Raw genomic sequence first — 14,095 nt, 5'->3', positions numbered from 1 at the left:
GCGTCTCAGGCTCCGGGGCGGGTGTCGGGTCCCGCGGCCGCGGAATCCCCGGGTCCGCCCGGTGTGCGAGAGGCGCCCGGTGTGCGAGAGGCGCCGGGTGTGCGCGAGGCTCCTGGTGTCCGCGAGGCCCCGGGTGTGCCGCGTGTGCCCGGTCCGTCCGGTGTGCCGGGTCCGGCCGGTCCGCCGCGCCGGCCGCGCTGGGCGAGGAGCACGCCCAGGCCCACCGCCAGCCACACCGCCCCCACCACCTGCGCCGTCCAGGAGGCCTCCACGATCACCGCGACGGTCACCGCGGCGCCGAGCACCGGCATCACCAGGTGCTTCCACCAGACCGGCGGGCCCTCCCGCCGCTTCACCACGAACCACCCCACCACCGACGCGTGCAGCAGGGTGAAGGCCACCAGCGCGCCGACGTCCACGACGGACACCAGGTGGTCCAGCCCGTCGTCGCGCCGGGCCGCCCACACGGCGGCGGCCAGCGTGATGGCGGCCGCCACCAGCAGGGCGAGCCGCGGGGTGCCGTCCGAGGTCCGCGCGAGCGCCCGCGGCAGCCGCCCCTCCCGGGCCATCGCGAACACCAGCCGTCCGGCCGCCGCCTGCCCCGCCAGCGCCGCGAAGGCCGCCCCGATCGCCTTGCTGACCGCCACCAGGTCGTGCAGCCAGGTGCCGACCGAGGACTCCACCGCGTCGTAGAAGGCCGGTCCCTGCAGCCCCGGATCGGCCGCCAGCTCCGCCGCGGACACGGGCATGAGCAGCGCCGCCAGGTAGCTCTGCGCGACGAACAGCAGCCCGGCCAGCGCCAGGCAGAAGAGCACCGCCCGCGCCACGCGCTCCGAGCCGTCCGCCCGTCGCCCGCCACCACCCTTCCGAGGAGCTTCGCGCCCCTTCTCGCTCACCTCCTCGGCGAAGGAGGCGATCGCGTCGAAGCCGAGGTACGACAGCACCGCCACCGACACCGCGCCCAGCACCGCGGCCGTGCTGAAGCCGAGCGAGCCGTCACCGGTCAGCGGCGAGAGCCAGCCGCGCCGCGCCCCGCCCTGGGCCAGTACGGTCACCGCGGCGACCAGGAAGACGAGCAGCACGAGGATCTCCAGGGCCAGCACCGCGAAGCCCACGCGCGCGGCCGCCCGTACGCCCCACAGGTTGAGGAGCGTGGTGATCACGACGGCCAGGGCCGTCCACACCCACGGGGAGACCTCCGGCACCAGCGCGTTCATCGCGATCCCCGAGAAGAGGTACGCGACCGCCGGGATCAGCAGGTAGTCGAGCATCGCCATCCATCCGGCGATCAGCCCGGGCCCCTCGCCCAGGCCCTTGCGGGCGTAGGTGAAGACCGAGCCGGCCTGCGGGGCGACCCGCACCATCTGGGCGTAGGAGAAGGCCGTGAAGGCCATCGCGACGGTCGCGGCGAGGTAGACGAGGGCGACCGCGCCGTGCGACTTGGCGTCCAGCGTGCCGAAGACCCCGACGGGGGCCATGGGGGCGATGAAGAGCAGCCCGTAGACGACCAGGTCCCGGAAGCCGAGGCTGCGCCGCAGCGGGCCGGCCGGGGCCCGCTCCGGTGGCGGTGCCGCCGTACTGGGATCCGGACCCGGCACCATCGGCCCTCCGAGGGATGCTGTGAACACGCTTGCGATCAAGTGTGGGACGGACGGGGGACGAACGGCCTGCTGGGGACCCCCGTACGATGGAGGGCATGACTGCTGCCGCTTCCCGCCGTGTCCTGCTCGCCGCCCCTCGCGGCTACTGCGCGGGCGTCGACCGAGCCGTGATCGCTGTCGAGAAGGCTCTCGAGCAGTACGGCGCGCCGGTCTACGTCCGCCACGAGATCGTGCACAACAAGTACGTCGTCCAGACGCTGGAGAAGAAGGGCGCCATCTTCGTCGAGCGGACGGAGGAGGTGCCCGAGGGCTCCATCGTGATGTTCTCCGCGCACGGCGTGGCGCCGGTGGTGCACGAGGAGGCGGCGCGCGGCAAGCTCGCGACCATCGACGCCACCTGCCCGCTGGTCACCAAGGTGCACAAGGAAGCCGTCCGGTACGCGAACGAGGACTTCGACATCCTCCTCATCGGCCACGAGGGCCACGAGGAGGTCATCGGCACCTCCGGCGAGGCCCCGGACCACATCACGATCGTCGACGGCCCGGACGACGTCGCCAAGGTCGAGGTGCGGGACGAGTCGAAGGTCGTCTGGCTGTCGCAGACCACCCTCTCGGTCGACGAGACGATGGAGACGGTCGACGCGCTGAAGACCAAGTTCCCGCTGCTGGTCTCGCCGCCGAGCGACGACATCTGCTACGCCACCTCGAACCGGCAGGCCGCCGTCAAGGTGATGGGCGCCGACTCCGACCTGGTCATCGTGGTCGGCTCGAAGAATTCCTCGAACTCCATCCGCCTCGTCGAGGTCGCCCTGGACGCCGGCGCGGGCGCCGCGTACCTCGTCGACTTCGCGAGCGAGATCGACGAGGCCTGGCTGGAGGGCGTCACCACCGTCGGCCTCACCTCGGGCGCCTCGGTGCCGGAGGTCCTGGTCGAGGAGGTCCTGGAGTGGCTCGCGGCGCGCGGTTACGCGGACGTGGAGATCGTCAAGACCGCCGAGGAGTCGATCGTCTTCTCGCTGCCCAAGGAACTCCGTCGCGACCTGCGCGCGGAGGCTGCCGAACTGGTCGCCGACAAGTAACTCCTTTCGTACGGTATGTCCATGCAGATCTTCGGCGTGGACATCGGCGGATCCGGGATCAAGGGCGCTCCCGTGGACCTGGACCGTGGCGACCTGGCGCTAGAGCGCCACAAAGTACTGACACCGCAGCCGGCCACCCCCGACGGGGTGGCCGGCTGCGTCGTCGAGGTGGTGCGCCACTTCGACTGGGACGGCCCGGTGGGGGTCACCTTCCCCGGGGTGGTCACGGGCGGCGTGACCCGTACGGCGGCCAACATGGACAAGGCGTGGATCGGCGTCGACACGGCGGACCTGCTCTCGGGGCGCCTGGGCGGCGGGCCGGTCACGGTCCTCAACGACGCGGACGCGGCGGGGATCGCGGAGATGACGTACGGGGCCGGGAAGGGGCGGGACGGCACCGTCATCCTCCTCACCCTGGGCACGGGCATCGGGAGCGCCCTGTTCCGGGACGGGCTGCTGGTCCCGAACACCGAGCTCGGCCACCTGGAACTGAAGGGCCACGACGCGGAGACGCGGGCCTCGGTGAAGGCCAAGGAGGACCACGGCCTCACCTGGGAGCGCTGGGCGCACCGGGTGCAGAGGTACCTGGAACACGTGGAGATGCTCTTCTCCCCCGACCTCTTCATCATCGGCGGCGGCGTCAGCCGCAAGCCGGAGAAGTTCCTCCCGCTGATCGAGGACGTACGGGCCGAGATCGTGCCGGCGAAGCTGCAGAACAACGCGGGGATCGTGGGCGCGGCGATGGCGGCGAAGGGGTCCGCCGGGGCCGGGGCCGGGAGGGGTTAGGAGGTCGAGGCGGTCCGGCGGGGGAGCCGCCTCTTCCCGATCAGCACCGCCTTGCGCACGACGACGATCAGCGCGGCGACCAGCGTGCCCGCGTACAGCCAGCCGGCGTGCAGGGACAGGGCGGACACCAGCCCCATCAGCTGCCCGCCGAAGCCGCCGGAACCGCCCGAGATGGGCCACACCCCGGCGGCGAAGGCGATGGGGGCGCTGATCGGCGCGGTGATCAGGTCGGCGGGCCGCACCCAGAGCGCGGCGGCGGCCGCGACGGGCACGAAGAGCAGCCCGTAGACGAAGAGCGAGGAGCCGAAGAGCAGCCAGCAGATCCCGGCGACGAGCACCATGCCGGCGCACGCGAACAGCCCGCCGCCGAGCCCCGTCAGCCGGGGCCGGGGCATCCGCCGCGCCGGCACGGGCCGCGGGGCGCCGCCCTGGGCGGGCACGGCCGTCGGCGGCCGCCGACGCTGGGCCGGAGGTCGCTGCGGGTGAGGGGCCGGTCGCGTGCTGTATTGCTCCACCCCACCAAACTAGGCGGGGAGGCGGCCGGATCGGGCCCCGGACACGCGTACATCGACCGCCACTCATCGGAAAGTAAACTGTCCGGTGGCCCACCTCCGGGCCGCCGCCCCCTCCAGCTACGGGAAGTCGCCAACGTGTCGCTCACGATCGGAATCGTCGGCCTGCCGAATGTCGGCAAGTCGACCCTGTTCAACGCCCTGACCAAGAACGACGTGCTGGCGGCCAACTACCCGTTCGCCACGATCGAGCCGAACGTCGGCGTCGTCGGCGTCCCGGACCAGCGCCTCGCCGTGCTGGCCGGCATCTTCGGCTCGCAGCGGGTCCTCCCGGCGACGGTCGACTTCGTCGACATCGCGGGCATCGTCCGCGGCGCCTCGGAGGGCGAGGGCCTGGGCAACAAGTTCCTCGCGAACATCCGCGAGTCGGACGCCATCTGCCAGGTCATCCGCGCCTTCAAGGACGAGAACGTCGTCCACGTCGACGGCAAGGTCTCGCCGAAGGACGACATCGAGACGATCAACACCGAGCTGATCCTCGCCGACCTCCAGTCCATCGAGAAGGCGGTGCCGCGCCTGACGAAGGAGTCCCGCCTCCAGAAGGAGAAGGTCGCGGTCCTGGCCGCCGTCGAGAAGGCCCAGAAGATCCTGGAGGAGGGGCACACCCTCTTCTCCCGCGGCATCACCAAGGGCACGGAGCAGGGTGACCTCCTCCACGAGCTCCACCTCCTCACCACCAAGCCCTTCCTCTACGTCTTCAACGTGGACGAGGACGAGCTGACGGACGACGCGTTCAAGGCGGAGCAGTCCGCGCTGGTCGCCCCGGCGGAGGCGATCTTCCTGAACGCCAAGCTGGAGGCGGACCTGGTCGAGCTGGACGACGAGGAAGCCCTCGAACTCCTCCAGTCGGTCGGCCAGGACGAGCCGGGCATGGCCACCCTGGGCCGCGTCGGCTTCGCCACCCTGGGCCTGCAGACCTACCTGACGGCCGGCCCGAAGGAAACCCGCGCCTGGACGATCAAGCAGGGCGCCACCGCCCCCGAGGCGGCCGGCGTGATCCACACCGACTTCCAGCGCGGCTTCATCAAGGCCGAGGTCATCTCCTTCGCGGACCTGGTCGACTGCGGCTCGGTCGCCGAAGCCCGCTCCAAGGGCAAGGCCCGCATGGAGGGCAAGGACTACGTCATGCAGGACGGCGACGTGGTCGAGTTCCGCTTCAACGTCTGAGCGGATGAAGTAACACCACGTCACTGACGTGGCGGACATGCAGGTCAGAAGGGGTCGGGCTCCGATGAGCCCGACCCCTTCGTCGTCACCGTGTTGGATGGGCGCTGGATGTTCCGACGTGGAGTCAGCGGCAATCGGGTCTCGTGAACGGTGGACCGGTGTCCCACGTGAACGGCCCAGACCACCAGCTCCCCGTTGTCGATCGTGTAGACGATGCGGTGGTCGCCGACGCGCAGACGGCGTCGTTCGGGCTGGGACACGAGTGCGGTGGTGTTGAAGCCGAGGGGGTCGGTTTCCAGCTCGGTCAGCTTGGCCAGGATGCGCAGCGCCATGTCGCGGGGGATCTTCCGAAGCTCGGCCTGCGCCTCGGGGCGGAACACGGTTCGGTACTCACTCACCGCGTGCCAGCGTCTCCCTCATGATGTCCTCGATCGGGATGCCGGGTGCGGGGTTGGCCATGCGCTCGTCGATGATCCGATTGATCTCGCGCTCTTCCCGCTCCTGGTACTTGCGCAGCACCTCGATGGAGACGACGGCGGCGACCTCCTTGCCTCGGCGCGTGATCACTGTGGGCACGTCGTCGCGGTCTGCGCGCTCCACGACCTCCGCCAAATGCGCACGCACGTCGCGGATGGACTCTATGGGCAGTGGCTGCGTCATGCGCCCAAGGGCACCGAGTGTCCCATGTGTACACAATGACGGTAGGTATCCCACCTCGGGCGGTCGCGGGTGCTGGATGAACGCGCCCGGTGCGTTTTCGCAGTTCAGGTCCTGCGCGGGACGTTCCGCTTCAGCATCTGAGTGGATGCTTGCGGTGCAAGGTAGTGGCGGACTATCTTGTGCCGCATGACAAAGGAACTGCCCGCGGCCGGTGACCAACGGCGCAGTCAGCTCCTGCGCGGGGTGCTCGACCTGTGTCTGCTCTCGCTGATCGCCGAGCGGCCGCGGTACGGCTTCGAGTTCGCCGAGGCGCTGGCCGGCGGTGGGATGGAGCTGGTCAGTGACGGCAGCATCTATCCGCTGCTCGCACGGATGGAGCGGGCGGGGCTCGTGTCCTCGTACCGCGCTCCGTCGCCCAGCGGCGGTGCCCCGCGCAAGTACTACCGCCTGACCGAGGCGGGGCGTGCCGAACTGAGCGGGGGCCGGGCCGACTGGCAGGCCTTCGCCGGGGCGGTGGGCCGGATCCTGACCGGCACGGAGTCCACGGGGGACAGCACACCATGACGAACGCGCAGATACTCGCGGCCTGCCGCAGCAACTGGGAGTACCGGGGGGTCGACGGGGCCTCCTTGCGCGAGATGCTCGACGAGCTCTCCGCGCACCTCGAAGACGCGGAGGCCGCCGGCCGCAGCGCGCAGGACGTCGTCGGCCGGGACGTCCGGGCCTTCGCCGCCTCCTGGGCGCGGGCGCGCGCCCCGCTCTCCCGGCGGGCGCCGCGCACGGTGGCCATGGCCTGCTTCGTGGCCGGCTGGCTCCTGCTGGGCGCGTACCTGATCCGGTGGACCACCGAGGTGGACGTGACCGCCGCTTTCCTCGCGTTCTGGCTGGCCACCGGCACCGCCACCGTCGCCTGGGAGCTGCGGCGGGGCAGCATCGGCCTGCGCAAGAGCTGGCTGGTCGGTCTCGCCGTCGGGCTGCCCGCGGCGGTGCTCGCGATGCGGCTGGTCGGTGACGGGGTGCTGTTCACGCTGCCGTTGTGGGCCGCGCCGCTCCTGCTGCTGCCCGGACTGCCGTACGCCGTCGCCGACGCGCGCGCCGCGAGGCGCGGCCGCCGCAAGGTCGGAGCCGAAGCCGAAGCCGATGCCGGAGCCGGAGCCCGCGAGTTGAGCTGAGGACAGCGGAAGCCCCGGCCGGGGATCGGCTCGTGGCCGAGGCCGTCGAGCCGATCCACGAGGCCGCCGCCGCGCTCAGAGGCCGCGGACCGAGGCGATCGTGAACGTGGTGGGGGTGCCCGAGCCCGGGGACATCGGACCGCCCTTGTCGAACTGCGAGCGGACCACCAGCGTGCGGCCCGGGGTGTGGGCGAGGGTGGTGGGGATCTGCAGCGACGGGTCCGTGATCGTACGGGTCAGCCGGGCGCGGGTGCCGTCCGCGGAGAGCTGCCAGCGGGTCAGCGTGTTGGTGGTGTTGTGCGCCACGCGCAAGGTGGCGTCGGGGGAGAGGTCGAGGCCGTCGGCGGCCTTCAGGTCGCCGCCGGTGAGGGCGACCCGGCGGACGGCACCCGTGCGCAGGTCGATGCGGAAGAGCTCGCCCTCCGCCATGTCGACGGTGAGGAGGTAGCGGCCCGTCGGGTCAGAGACGATGCCGTTGAGGCTGAACCCGCCCGCCGGCCGGGGGCGCAGGGCCGGGGTGAGGTCGTAGGCCTCGGTCAGGACGCCGCTGCCGACGGCCAGCTGCTGCGGGGTCACGCGGTAGACCACGCCGCGGAAGCTGTCGGTCAGGTAGGCGGTGCCGTCCGGGGTGATGGCCAGGTCGTTGACGAAGCGGGCGGTGCTCCCCGCGGCCACCTCGAAGTGGGCGATCCGCGCGCCGGTGGCGGTGTCGTAGACCGCCACGCCCGTGGTGGAGTCCGTGACCCACAGGCGGCCGCGGGCGTCGACCCGCAGGCCGTTCGCCGTGTGCCGGCCGTCGGTGCCGGCGGGCAGGAACACCTCCGCCTCGGGCCGGCCGGGGCGCGCCCGGTAGACGGTGCCGTCCGCGTACGAGCCGACGTAAACGGTGCGGGTGCGGGGATCCGTGGCGATGCCCTCGGGGTAGACCTTCGCGCCGGGCAGGGCGAAGGCCGTGGATATCCGGCAGTCGGTCGCCTGCGCGGGTGCCGCGCCCACGGTGAGGGCCGCGGCCAGGGCCGTGGTGAGGGCCATGACCGCGCTGGGCAGGAACTTCTTCTGCGGTGCACGCATGAACAGGTGTCCTCTTCTCGATGTGTGAGGACGAAGATAAGTTAGAGCTCTAATGCATGCAAGGGTCGTAGGATGCGTGAATGACCTCCATGCCCCCCGAGGAGCGCATCGGTGCGCACATCAAGCGCGCCGAGCAGGCACTTCTCGCGGCGAAGAACGTTGCGTGCAAGCCGGCCGCGGTAACGGTTCCGCAGTACGCCGCGCTGCTCTGGCTGGCCGAGAAGCCCGGCATCTCCGCGGCCGCGCTCGCCCGGCTGTGCGGGGTGACGCCGCCGACCATGAACACCGTCCTGAAGAACCTCCAGGAGCGCGGGCTCATCGAGCGGACCCCGCACGAATGGCACCGCAACGTGCTGGAGACCCGGCTCACCGGCGAGGGGCGCGCGGTGATGGAGCTGGCGGACTCAGGCGCCGTACGGGTGGAGCGGGCGCTCGCGGCCGCATTCAGCGCCGAGGAGCGGGAGTTGCTCATCGGGCTGCTCGGGCGCTGCGCGGAAGTGCTCGACGCCCAGCGCTGACAGCTCGGGTTCCGCCGAGATCCCCGTCATTTTTTGCTCGGATTTGGAACTGTGCGGGGGTTTCGCGCATCAGCACTAGGGGATGCCCAGCCGTTCTGCCCTCGGGGCAGTCAAGACCGTTCGGAGCGAAGTTCGTGCACCAGTACCCGCAGCGCCCGCGGCCTGATGACCAGCCGTCGTACGAGGAGTACCCGCCCCGCGGACAGGGACAGGGACAGGGACAGGGACAGGGGCAGGGCCACTACGAGCAGCCGCAGCACCAGGGATACCAGGGATATCAGGAGTACCAGGAGCAGCAGCCGCACACGCAGCACCAGCACCAGCACCAGCAGTACGGCGAGCAGCCCCCCGCCGACGAGTACCCGCAGCCCAGGCGTTCCCGGCGCCGAATATGGATCAGCGCGGTGGTCGCCCTCGCGCTCCTGCTCGGCGGCGGCGGTTTCGCCGCGTGGAAGCTGGACTGGTTCTCGGGCAACGGCGAGGCGGTGAGCTTCGGCAAGAACCCGCCCCCGGCCGCGGAGAAGAGCGAGCCCGGATCCCCGGCCACCCCGGCCAAGCCCTCCGGTGACCCGGACGTGCTCATGCCGACCGGCCCGAAGTCCGACTTCAAGCAGACGGCCAAGCTCGACGACGGCACGATCATCGCCAAGACCCGCCTCGCGGGCGCGAAGTCCGGCTTCGAGGGCGATGTGTGGGTGTGGGCGCCCAAGGAATACGACGACCCGAAGTACGCGAAGAGCGGTTTCCCGGTGCTCATCGCGCTCCCCGGCGGCAACGGCTTCCCGGCCAACTACTGGTCCGACCGCAGCCTCGGCCTCCAGAAGGCCATCAGCGACGGCGTCCAGGCCGGCACCAGCCTGCCGTTCATCGTGATCATGCCGGTGCTGAACCCGGACGCCAAGTACTACTACGACGGCTCCGACATCCCGGGCCAGGCCAAGATGGGCACCTGGATGGCCGAGGACGTTCCGGACTTCGCCAAGGCCAACTTCCGTACGTACAAGTCCCGTGACGGCTGGGCCTTCATGGGTTCCTCCTCCGGCGCCTTCGTCGGCATGAAGACGGTCCTGCAGCACCCGGACAAGTTCAAGGCCGTGATCGCAAGCGGCGGCGAGATCGTTCCCGACTCTCCGCTGTGGAAGGGCCACCAGGCGGAGATGGACGCGAACAACCCGGAGAAGCTCGCGAAGAAGCTGATCGACACCAACGGCCCCGAGGTCTACATCAACTTCCAGATCGGCACGAAGGAGAGCGGGAAGGAGCGGATGACGAAGTTCGTGCAGCAGTACGGCAAGGGACCCGTCAAGACGACCATCCGCGACATCCAGAACGGCGAGCACAACGGCTGGCACTACGTCCGGGGCATGAAGGAAGGCTCCCTGGAGTGGGTCAGCAAGGTGCTGAAGGGCCCGAAGCCCGAAGCCGGCTGACCTCCGCGCGGGCACCGCGAGGCCGCCGTTCGGCCGCCTCGTGGTGCTCACCACGTCCCGCCCGTCCCAGGCAACCCATCCGGTCGTTCATACCTCTGTAAAGGGTGTAAGGGGGACCGATCGGTCCGACCCGCGCTCCGAGGCGAGCGCCGGAGAAGGAACGGGACAAAAACCGTGCAGCATGACCAGCAAGGCGACGGCAGCCCCATGACCAAGGGCAGCAGCCGTCGCCCCCACCGCCTGCGCCTGATTCTGATCAGCGGCGGACTCGCGCTCACCCTCGCCGGTGGCGGAGCGGCCGCCTACAAGTTCGGCCTCTTCTCCGACCTAGGGGATCCGGTCTCCTTCGGGAAGGTCCAGGAGAAGGCCGCCGTCGCGGCCGACGTGCCGCCCGAGGTGCTCATGCCCACCGGGCCGGCCGCCCAGTTCGTCCGCACCAACCGGCTGCCGGACGGCACGCAGATCGGCCGGACCACCCTCACCGGCAAGAAGTCCGGCTTCACCGGCGACGTGTGGGTGTGGGTGCCCAAGGAGTACGACGACCCGAAGTACGCCAAGAGCGGCTTCCCGGTCCTGATCTCCCTGCCCGGCGGCCGCGGCTACCCCACGAACTACTGGGGGACCGGCCCCGGCCTCGGCCTGCAGAAGGCCGTGAGCGACGGGGCCAAGGCCGGCACCAGCCTGCCCTTCATCCTCGTCATGCCGGTGCACAACGCCGACACCAAGCACCACTTCGACGCCTCGGACATCCCCGGAGAGCCCAAGATGGGCACCTGGATGGTCGAAGACGTCCCCGATTTCGCGAAGGCCAATTTCCGGACCTTCACCTCCCGCGACGGGTGGGCCTTCATGGGCTCCTCCGCCGGCGGATTCGGCGCCTTCAAGCACGTTCTGAAGTACCCCGACCGGTTCAAGGCCGCGATCGCGAGCGGGGTCGACATCGTCCCCGATTCCCCGCTGTGGAAGGGGAACACGCAGGCCATGGACGAGAACAACCCCGAAAAGCTCGCCGAGAAGCTGATCAGGGCGGGCGGTCCTGACGTCTACATCAACTTCCAGATCGGCACCGCGGAGAGCGGCCGCGACAAGGCCGAGAAGTTCATGAGCGACTACGGGAGGGGCCCCGTGCACACCTCGCTGCAGGTGATCCAGGATGGTGAGCACAACGGAAAGTCGTACGTGCGCGGCATGAGGGAGGGCTCCCTGGAGTGGATCAGCAAGGTGATGAAGGGACCGACACCCGATCCCGCCGTGCGATGAGCACGGTGGTGAAGGGGGCCTACGCGGCCGCCGCCGCGGGGATCGCGGCCGTGTGCGCCGTCGCGTTCCTGGAGGTGCCCGGCGACCGTCCCGTGCTGCCCTTCCCCACCGTCGGCGTCCTCATGGCGGGCGGCGAGCACTGGTGCACGGCGAGTGTCGTCGACAGCCCGAAGGGCAATGTCGTCGCCACCGCCGCGCACTGCGTGGCCCCCGCCGGCGAGGACGGCCGGCCGGGCGAGGTGGCCCACGACGGCCTCGCCATCGGCGAGCTCTCCTTCGCCCCCGCCTTCTCCGGCGAGGGCGCCGGCACCCAGCCGCTGGGGGTGTGGAAGGTCCGCTCGATCCACGTGGACGACCGCTGGACGAAGTGGGGCGAGGACACCGCCGACTTCGCCTTCCTCACCATCGCGCCGGACGAGGACGGGCGCAGCGTCCAGGACGCCGTCGGCGGCCGCGCCGAGGCCCCGAAGCCCGAATGGACCTCCGGGTACGACCGGGACGTGACCGTCGTCGGCTATCCGGAGTCCGAGCACAACCCGCAGAACAAGCCCGTCTCCTGTACGACGCAGACCCGCCACGACGACGAGGACCCCGACATGCTCTACATGAGCTGCGCCGGGTTCTGGACGGGCACCAGCGGCAGCCCCTGGATCGCCGACCGGGGCGGGGCGGACCACGCCGGACGGCTGATCGGGGTGCTGAGCGGCGGGGACACGGACGTGGACTCCACGGCCGCGCTGTTCGACGAGCACGCGAAGGCCCTCTACGAGAAGGCCGCGCGGGGCTGAGCCCGCGCCCGGGGCTCGCTACTTCTTGCGCTCCGTGCTGACGATCACGCCCACCGCCGCCACGACGATCGCACCGCCGACCACGATCGGCCAGGTCAGGGCCTCGCCGAGGATCAGCGCGCCGAGCGCGACGGCCACGACCGGATTGACGTACGCGTACGTGGCCACCAGCGACAGCGGCGCGGCCTGGAGCAGCCACACGTACGCGGTGAAAGCGACGAGCGAGCCGAAGAGCACCAGGTAGCCCAGGGCCAGCCAGGAGGCGGTGGAGAAGGCCGCCGGGTCCAGACCTCGGTGCTCGCCGCGCAGCAGGCCGACGACCACCCCGCCCACTCCGCCGACGAGCATCTGGTACGCGCTGCCCGCGAACGGATTGCCCGGCAGCGGCAGCTTCGACGCCGAGAACGAGCCCAGCGACCACAGGACGGAAGCCACCACGACCAGCAGCACCCCCGACAACCGCACCGTCCCGCTGAGGCCCGGACTGGTCAGCACCGCGAGGCCGGCCAGGCCGATGAGCACCCCGCCCAGGGTGCGCAGCGGAGGCCGGTCACCGGTGCTCGCCCGCAGTACCACCAGCCACATCGGCACCGCCGCGACCAGCAGCGCGGCCAGGCCGGACGGAACGGAGGTCTCGGCGAGCACCACCAGGCCGTTGCCGCCGAGGATCAGCAGTAGGCCCACCAGCACCGCCGAGCCGAGCTGCGCGCGGGTGGCCTTGAGCGCGGCCGGACCGTACCGCCAGGCGACGGCCGCGGCCAGCAGGAGGCCGGCGGTGATGAAGCGGGCTCCGGCGGAGAGGAAGGGCGGCATGGTCTCGACGACGATCCGGATGCCGAGGTAGGTCGAGCCCCAGACGACGTAGACCAGGGCGAGGGCGATCCAGACCGCGCCGGTGATCCTGCCGTGCGACGCGGCCGCCGCCTTGTTGTCCACCGGAGCTGATGTACGCATGACGGGATCCTATGGTCGTTGCCCCATGCAGGCTTCTGGACGTCTCAGCCCTTGAGCAGGGTGTTCAGCTCGCCGTAGGGGAGGGAGTGGGCGAGGGCTCCGTACGTGCCGTCGGAGAGCAGCTCCTCGGCGGCGCGGCGGACCACGGCGTACGCGGCCTCGGCGACCCAGGAGCCGAGGCTGACGCGGGACACGCCGAGGGCGCCGAGGGCGGCGACGGCCGGGGCGTCGGGGCCGAGGAGGACGTTGAGGGGGGCGTCGATGCCCTTGGCGAGCTCGGCGACGGTGGCCGGGTCGAGCACGCCGGGCACGAAGATGCCGGTGGCTCCGGCGCGGAGGTAGGCGGCGGCACGGACCAGGGTCTCGTCGAGGCGGGTGGCCGGGTCGCCGAGGCCCCTGAGGTACGTGTCGATGCGGGCGTTGATGTAGAGCGGGACCCCGGCGGCATCGGCCGCGGCCCGGGCGGCGGCCAGGCGCTCGGCCATCTCGGCCGGGGCGCGGTGGGCGCCGTCCTCGATGTTGATGCCGACCGCGCCGGCGGCGAGCACCCCGGTCACGGTCTCGCCCACGGCGGCGGGGTCGGCGCCGAAGCCGCCCTCGATGTCGGCGGTGACGGGGACGGAGACGGCGGACACCACGCGGGCGACGAGGTCGAGGGCCCGGTCGCGGGCGAGCGCGTCGCCGTCGGGCGAGCCGAGGGACCAGGCGACGCCGGCGCTGGTGGTGGCGACGGCGGGGGCGCCGGCGGCCTCGACGATGCGGGCGCTGGCGACGTCCCAGGCGTTCGCGAGGGCGAGGGGGTTCGCGGAGGTGTGCAGGTCCGCGAACGCGGTGGCCTTGGCGGCGAGGTCAGGATGCGTGGTCATGGGCCCACTTCACCAGACCGGGCGGACCCGGGCTCGCGGTTTTCCGACATCAAGGCCGCCCCCACCACTGGGCCTCCGCCCCAGCCCCCGTACGGCGCTCCGCGCCCGCGCCTCAAACGCCGGCGGGGCTGAAAGATCGGGGCTCCGCCACGGGTCTGGGCGGAGCCCGGG

The 14,095-nt window shown here is 71.3% G+C and carries 15 protein-coding genes and 1 pseudogene; 9 read left to right on the top strand and 7 right to left on the bottom strand.

Annotation, left to right across the window (positions count from 1 at the left end; translation table 11 throughout):
* Nucleotides 1-5: 5 nt before the first annotated feature.
* Complete coding sequence (locus tag RIU97_RS14760) at nucleotides 6-1,601, bottom strand: APC family permease (protein WP_404962841.1); 1,596 nt, start codon at nucleotides 1,599-1,601, stop codon at nucleotides 6-8.
* Between the two features lie 86 nt (nucleotides 1,602-1,687).
* Here RIU97_RS14760 and RIU97_RS14755 point away from each other — a divergent pair, with 86 nt between their 5' ends.
* Nucleotides 1,688-2,680, top strand: a complete 993-nt coding sequence (locus RIU97_RS14755; protein WP_404956925.1) for a 4-hydroxy-3-methylbut-2-enyl diphosphate reductase — start codon at nucleotides 1,688-1,690, stop codon at nucleotides 2,678-2,680.
* 21 nt (nucleotides 2,681-2,701) lie between these two features.
* Nucleotides 2,702-3,466, top strand: coding sequence for a polyphosphate--glucose phosphotransferase (gene ppgK / locus RIU97_RS14750; protein WP_404956923.1), 765 nt, complete (start codon nucleotides 2,702-2,704; stop codon nucleotides 3,464-3,466).
* Here ppgK and RIU97_RS14745 read toward each other — a convergent pair.
* Nucleotides 3,463-3,861, bottom strand: coding sequence for a DUF6542 domain-containing protein (locus tag RIU97_RS14745; RefSeq protein ID WP_404956921.1), 399 nt, complete (start codon nucleotides 3,859-3,861; stop codon nucleotides 3,463-3,465). The genes ppgK and RIU97_RS14745 overlap by 4 nt on opposite strands.
* Before the next feature lie 255 nt (nucleotides 3,862-4,116).
* Here RIU97_RS14745 and ychF point away from each other — a divergent pair, with 255 nt between their 5' ends.
* Nucleotides 4,117-5,205 carry a redox-regulated ATPase YchF gene (gene ychF / locus RIU97_RS14740; RefSeq protein WP_361760489.1) on the top strand — a complete coding sequence of 363 codons (1,089 nt, stop codon included), beginning with the start codon at nucleotides 4,117-4,119 and terminating at the stop codon, nucleotides 5,203-5,205.
* A gap of 137 nt (nucleotides 5,206-5,342) precedes the next feature.
* On the opposite strand, the pseudogene RIU97_RS14735 reads toward ychF, so the two are convergent.
* Nucleotides 5,343-5,603: pseudogene (locus RIU97_RS14735) on the bottom strand (type II toxin-antitoxin system RelE/ParE family toxin); the annotation flags it as partial.
* A complete protein-coding gene (locus RIU97_RS14730; protein WP_404956918.1) occupies nucleotides 5,596-5,865 on the bottom strand; it encodes a type II toxin-antitoxin system Phd/YefM family antitoxin in 270 nt (89 codons plus the stop codon). The pseudogene RIU97_RS14735 and the gene RIU97_RS14730, both read right to left, overlap by 8 nt.
* Nucleotides 5,866-6,051: 186 nt before the next feature.
* Here RIU97_RS14730 and RIU97_RS14725 point away from each other — a divergent pair, with 186 nt between their 5' ends.
* The gene (locus RIU97_RS14725; protein ID WP_404956916.1) at nucleotides 6,052-6,429 is read left to right on the top strand and encodes a PadR family transcriptional regulator; all 378 of its coding nucleotides are present in this window, start codon (nucleotides 6,052-6,054) and stop codon (nucleotides 6,427-6,429) included.
* Nucleotides 6,426-7,037, top strand: coding sequence for a hypothetical protein (locus RIU97_RS14720; protein ID WP_404956914.1), 612 nt, complete (start codon nucleotides 6,426-6,428; stop codon nucleotides 7,035-7,037). The genes RIU97_RS14725 and RIU97_RS14720 overlap by 4 nt, the downstream gene beginning before the upstream one ends.
* Before the next feature lie 75 nt (nucleotides 7,038-7,112).
* Here RIU97_RS14720 and RIU97_RS14715 read toward each other — a convergent pair whose 3' ends face one another.
* A complete protein-coding gene (locus RIU97_RS14715) occupies nucleotides 7,113-8,108 on the bottom strand; it encodes an SMP-30/gluconolactonase/LRE family protein (RefSeq protein WP_404956912.1) in 996 nt (331 codons plus the stop codon).
* A gap of 80 nt (nucleotides 8,109-8,188) precedes the next feature.
* On the opposite strand from RIU97_RS14715, the gene RIU97_RS14710 reads away from it, so the two are divergent.
* The 4 genes from RIU97_RS14710 (at nucleotide 8,189) to RIU97_RS14695 (ending at nucleotide 12,104) form a co-directional block, all read left to right on the top strand.
* Nucleotides 8,189-8,626 carry a MarR family winged helix-turn-helix transcriptional regulator gene (locus tag RIU97_RS14710; RefSeq protein WP_404956910.1) on the top strand — a complete coding sequence of 146 codons (438 nt, stop codon included), beginning with the start codon at nucleotides 8,189-8,191 and terminating at the stop codon, nucleotides 8,624-8,626.
* A 134-nt stretch (nucleotides 8,627-8,760) separates the two neighbouring features.
* Nucleotides 8,761-10,056 (top strand): alpha/beta hydrolase, encoded by a 1,296-nt coding sequence (locus RIU97_RS14705; RefSeq protein ID WP_404956908.1) that lies wholly within the window; start codon nucleotides 8,761-8,763, stop codon nucleotides 10,054-10,056.
* A gap of 174 nt (nucleotides 10,057-10,230) precedes the next feature.
* Entirely contained in the window at nucleotides 10,231-11,316 is a 1,086-nt protein-coding gene (locus RIU97_RS14700) for an alpha/beta hydrolase (protein WP_404956906.1), read from the top strand.
* Nucleotides 11,313-12,104 (top strand): trypsin-like serine peptidase, encoded by a 792-nt coding sequence (locus RIU97_RS14695; RefSeq protein WP_404956904.1) that lies wholly within the window; start codon nucleotides 11,313-11,315, stop codon nucleotides 12,102-12,104. Before RIU97_RS14700 ends, RIU97_RS14695 begins: the two co-directional genes overlap by 4 nt.
* An 18-nt stretch (nucleotides 12,105-12,122) precedes the next feature.
* On the opposite strand, the gene RIU97_RS14690 is transcribed toward RIU97_RS14695, so the two are convergent.
* Together RIU97_RS14690 and RIU97_RS14685 are read right to left on the bottom strand one after the other, a co-directional pair.
* Nucleotides 12,123-13,058, bottom strand: coding sequence for an EamA family transporter (locus tag RIU97_RS14690; protein ID WP_404956902.1), 936 nt, complete (start codon nucleotides 13,056-13,058; stop codon nucleotides 12,123-12,125).
* Nucleotides 13,059-13,102: 44 nt separating this feature from the next.
* Nucleotides 13,103-13,924: an isocitrate lyase/phosphoenolpyruvate mutase family protein gene (locus tag RIU97_RS14685; protein ID WP_404956900.1), complete on the bottom strand. Its 822-nt coding sequence runs from the start codon at nucleotides 13,922-13,924 to the stop codon at nucleotides 13,103-13,105.
* Nucleotides 13,925-14,095: the final 171 nt, after the last annotated feature.

The sequence above is a fragment of the Streptomyces sp. 147326 genome, assembly GCF_045000215.1.
Taxonomy (GTDB): domain Bacteria; phylum Actinomycetota; class Actinomycetes; order Streptomycetales; family Streptomycetaceae; genus Streptomyces.
This window is presented reverse-complemented; position numbering and strand designations above follow the sequence as displayed.

Coding starts and splice junctions, on each gene's coding strand:
- RIU97_RS14760 (WP_404962841.1), bottom strand. CDS start 1,601: ATGGTGCCGGGTCCGGATCCCAGTACGGCGGCACCGCCACCGGAGCGG.
- RIU97_RS14755 (WP_404956925.1), top strand. CDS start 1,688: ATGGAGGGCATGACTGCTGCCGCTTCCCGCCGTGTCCTGCTCGCCGCC.
- ppgK (WP_404956923.1), top strand. CDS start 2,702: ATGCAGATCTTCGGCGTGGACATCGGCGGATCCGGGATCAAGGGCGCT.
- RIU97_RS14745 (WP_404956921.1), bottom strand. CDS start 3,861: ATGCCCCGGCCCCGGCTGACGGGGCTCGGCGGCGGGCTGTTCGCGTGC.
- RIU97_RS14730 (WP_404956918.1), bottom strand. CDS start 5,865: ATGACGCAGCCACTGCCCATAGAGTCCATCCGCGACGTGCGTGCGCAT.
- RIU97_RS14725 (WP_404956916.1), top strand. CDS start 6,052: ATGACAAAGGAACTGCCCGCGGCCGGTGACCAACGGCGCAGTCAGCTC.
- RIU97_RS14720 (WP_404956914.1), top strand. CDS start 6,426: ATGACGAACGCGCAGATACTCGCGGCCTGCCGCAGCAACTGGGAGTAC.
- RIU97_RS14715 (WP_404956912.1), bottom strand. CDS start 8,108: ATGCGTGCACCGCAGAAGAAGTTCCTGCCCAGCGCGGTCATGGCCCTC.
- RIU97_RS14710 (WP_404956910.1), top strand. CDS start 8,189: ATGACCTCCATGCCCCCCGAGGAGCGCATCGGTGCGCACATCAAGCGC.
- RIU97_RS14695 (WP_404956904.1), top strand. CDS start 11,313: ATGAGCACGGTGGTGAAGGGGGCCTACGCGGCCGCCGCCGCGGGGATC.
- RIU97_RS14690 (WP_404956902.1), bottom strand. CDS start 13,058: ATGCGTACATCAGCTCCGGTGGACAACAAGGCGGCGGCCGCGTCGCAC.
- RIU97_RS14685 (WP_404956900.1), bottom strand. CDS start 13,924: ATGACCACGCATCCTGACCTCGCCGCCAAGGCCACCGCGTTCGCGGAC.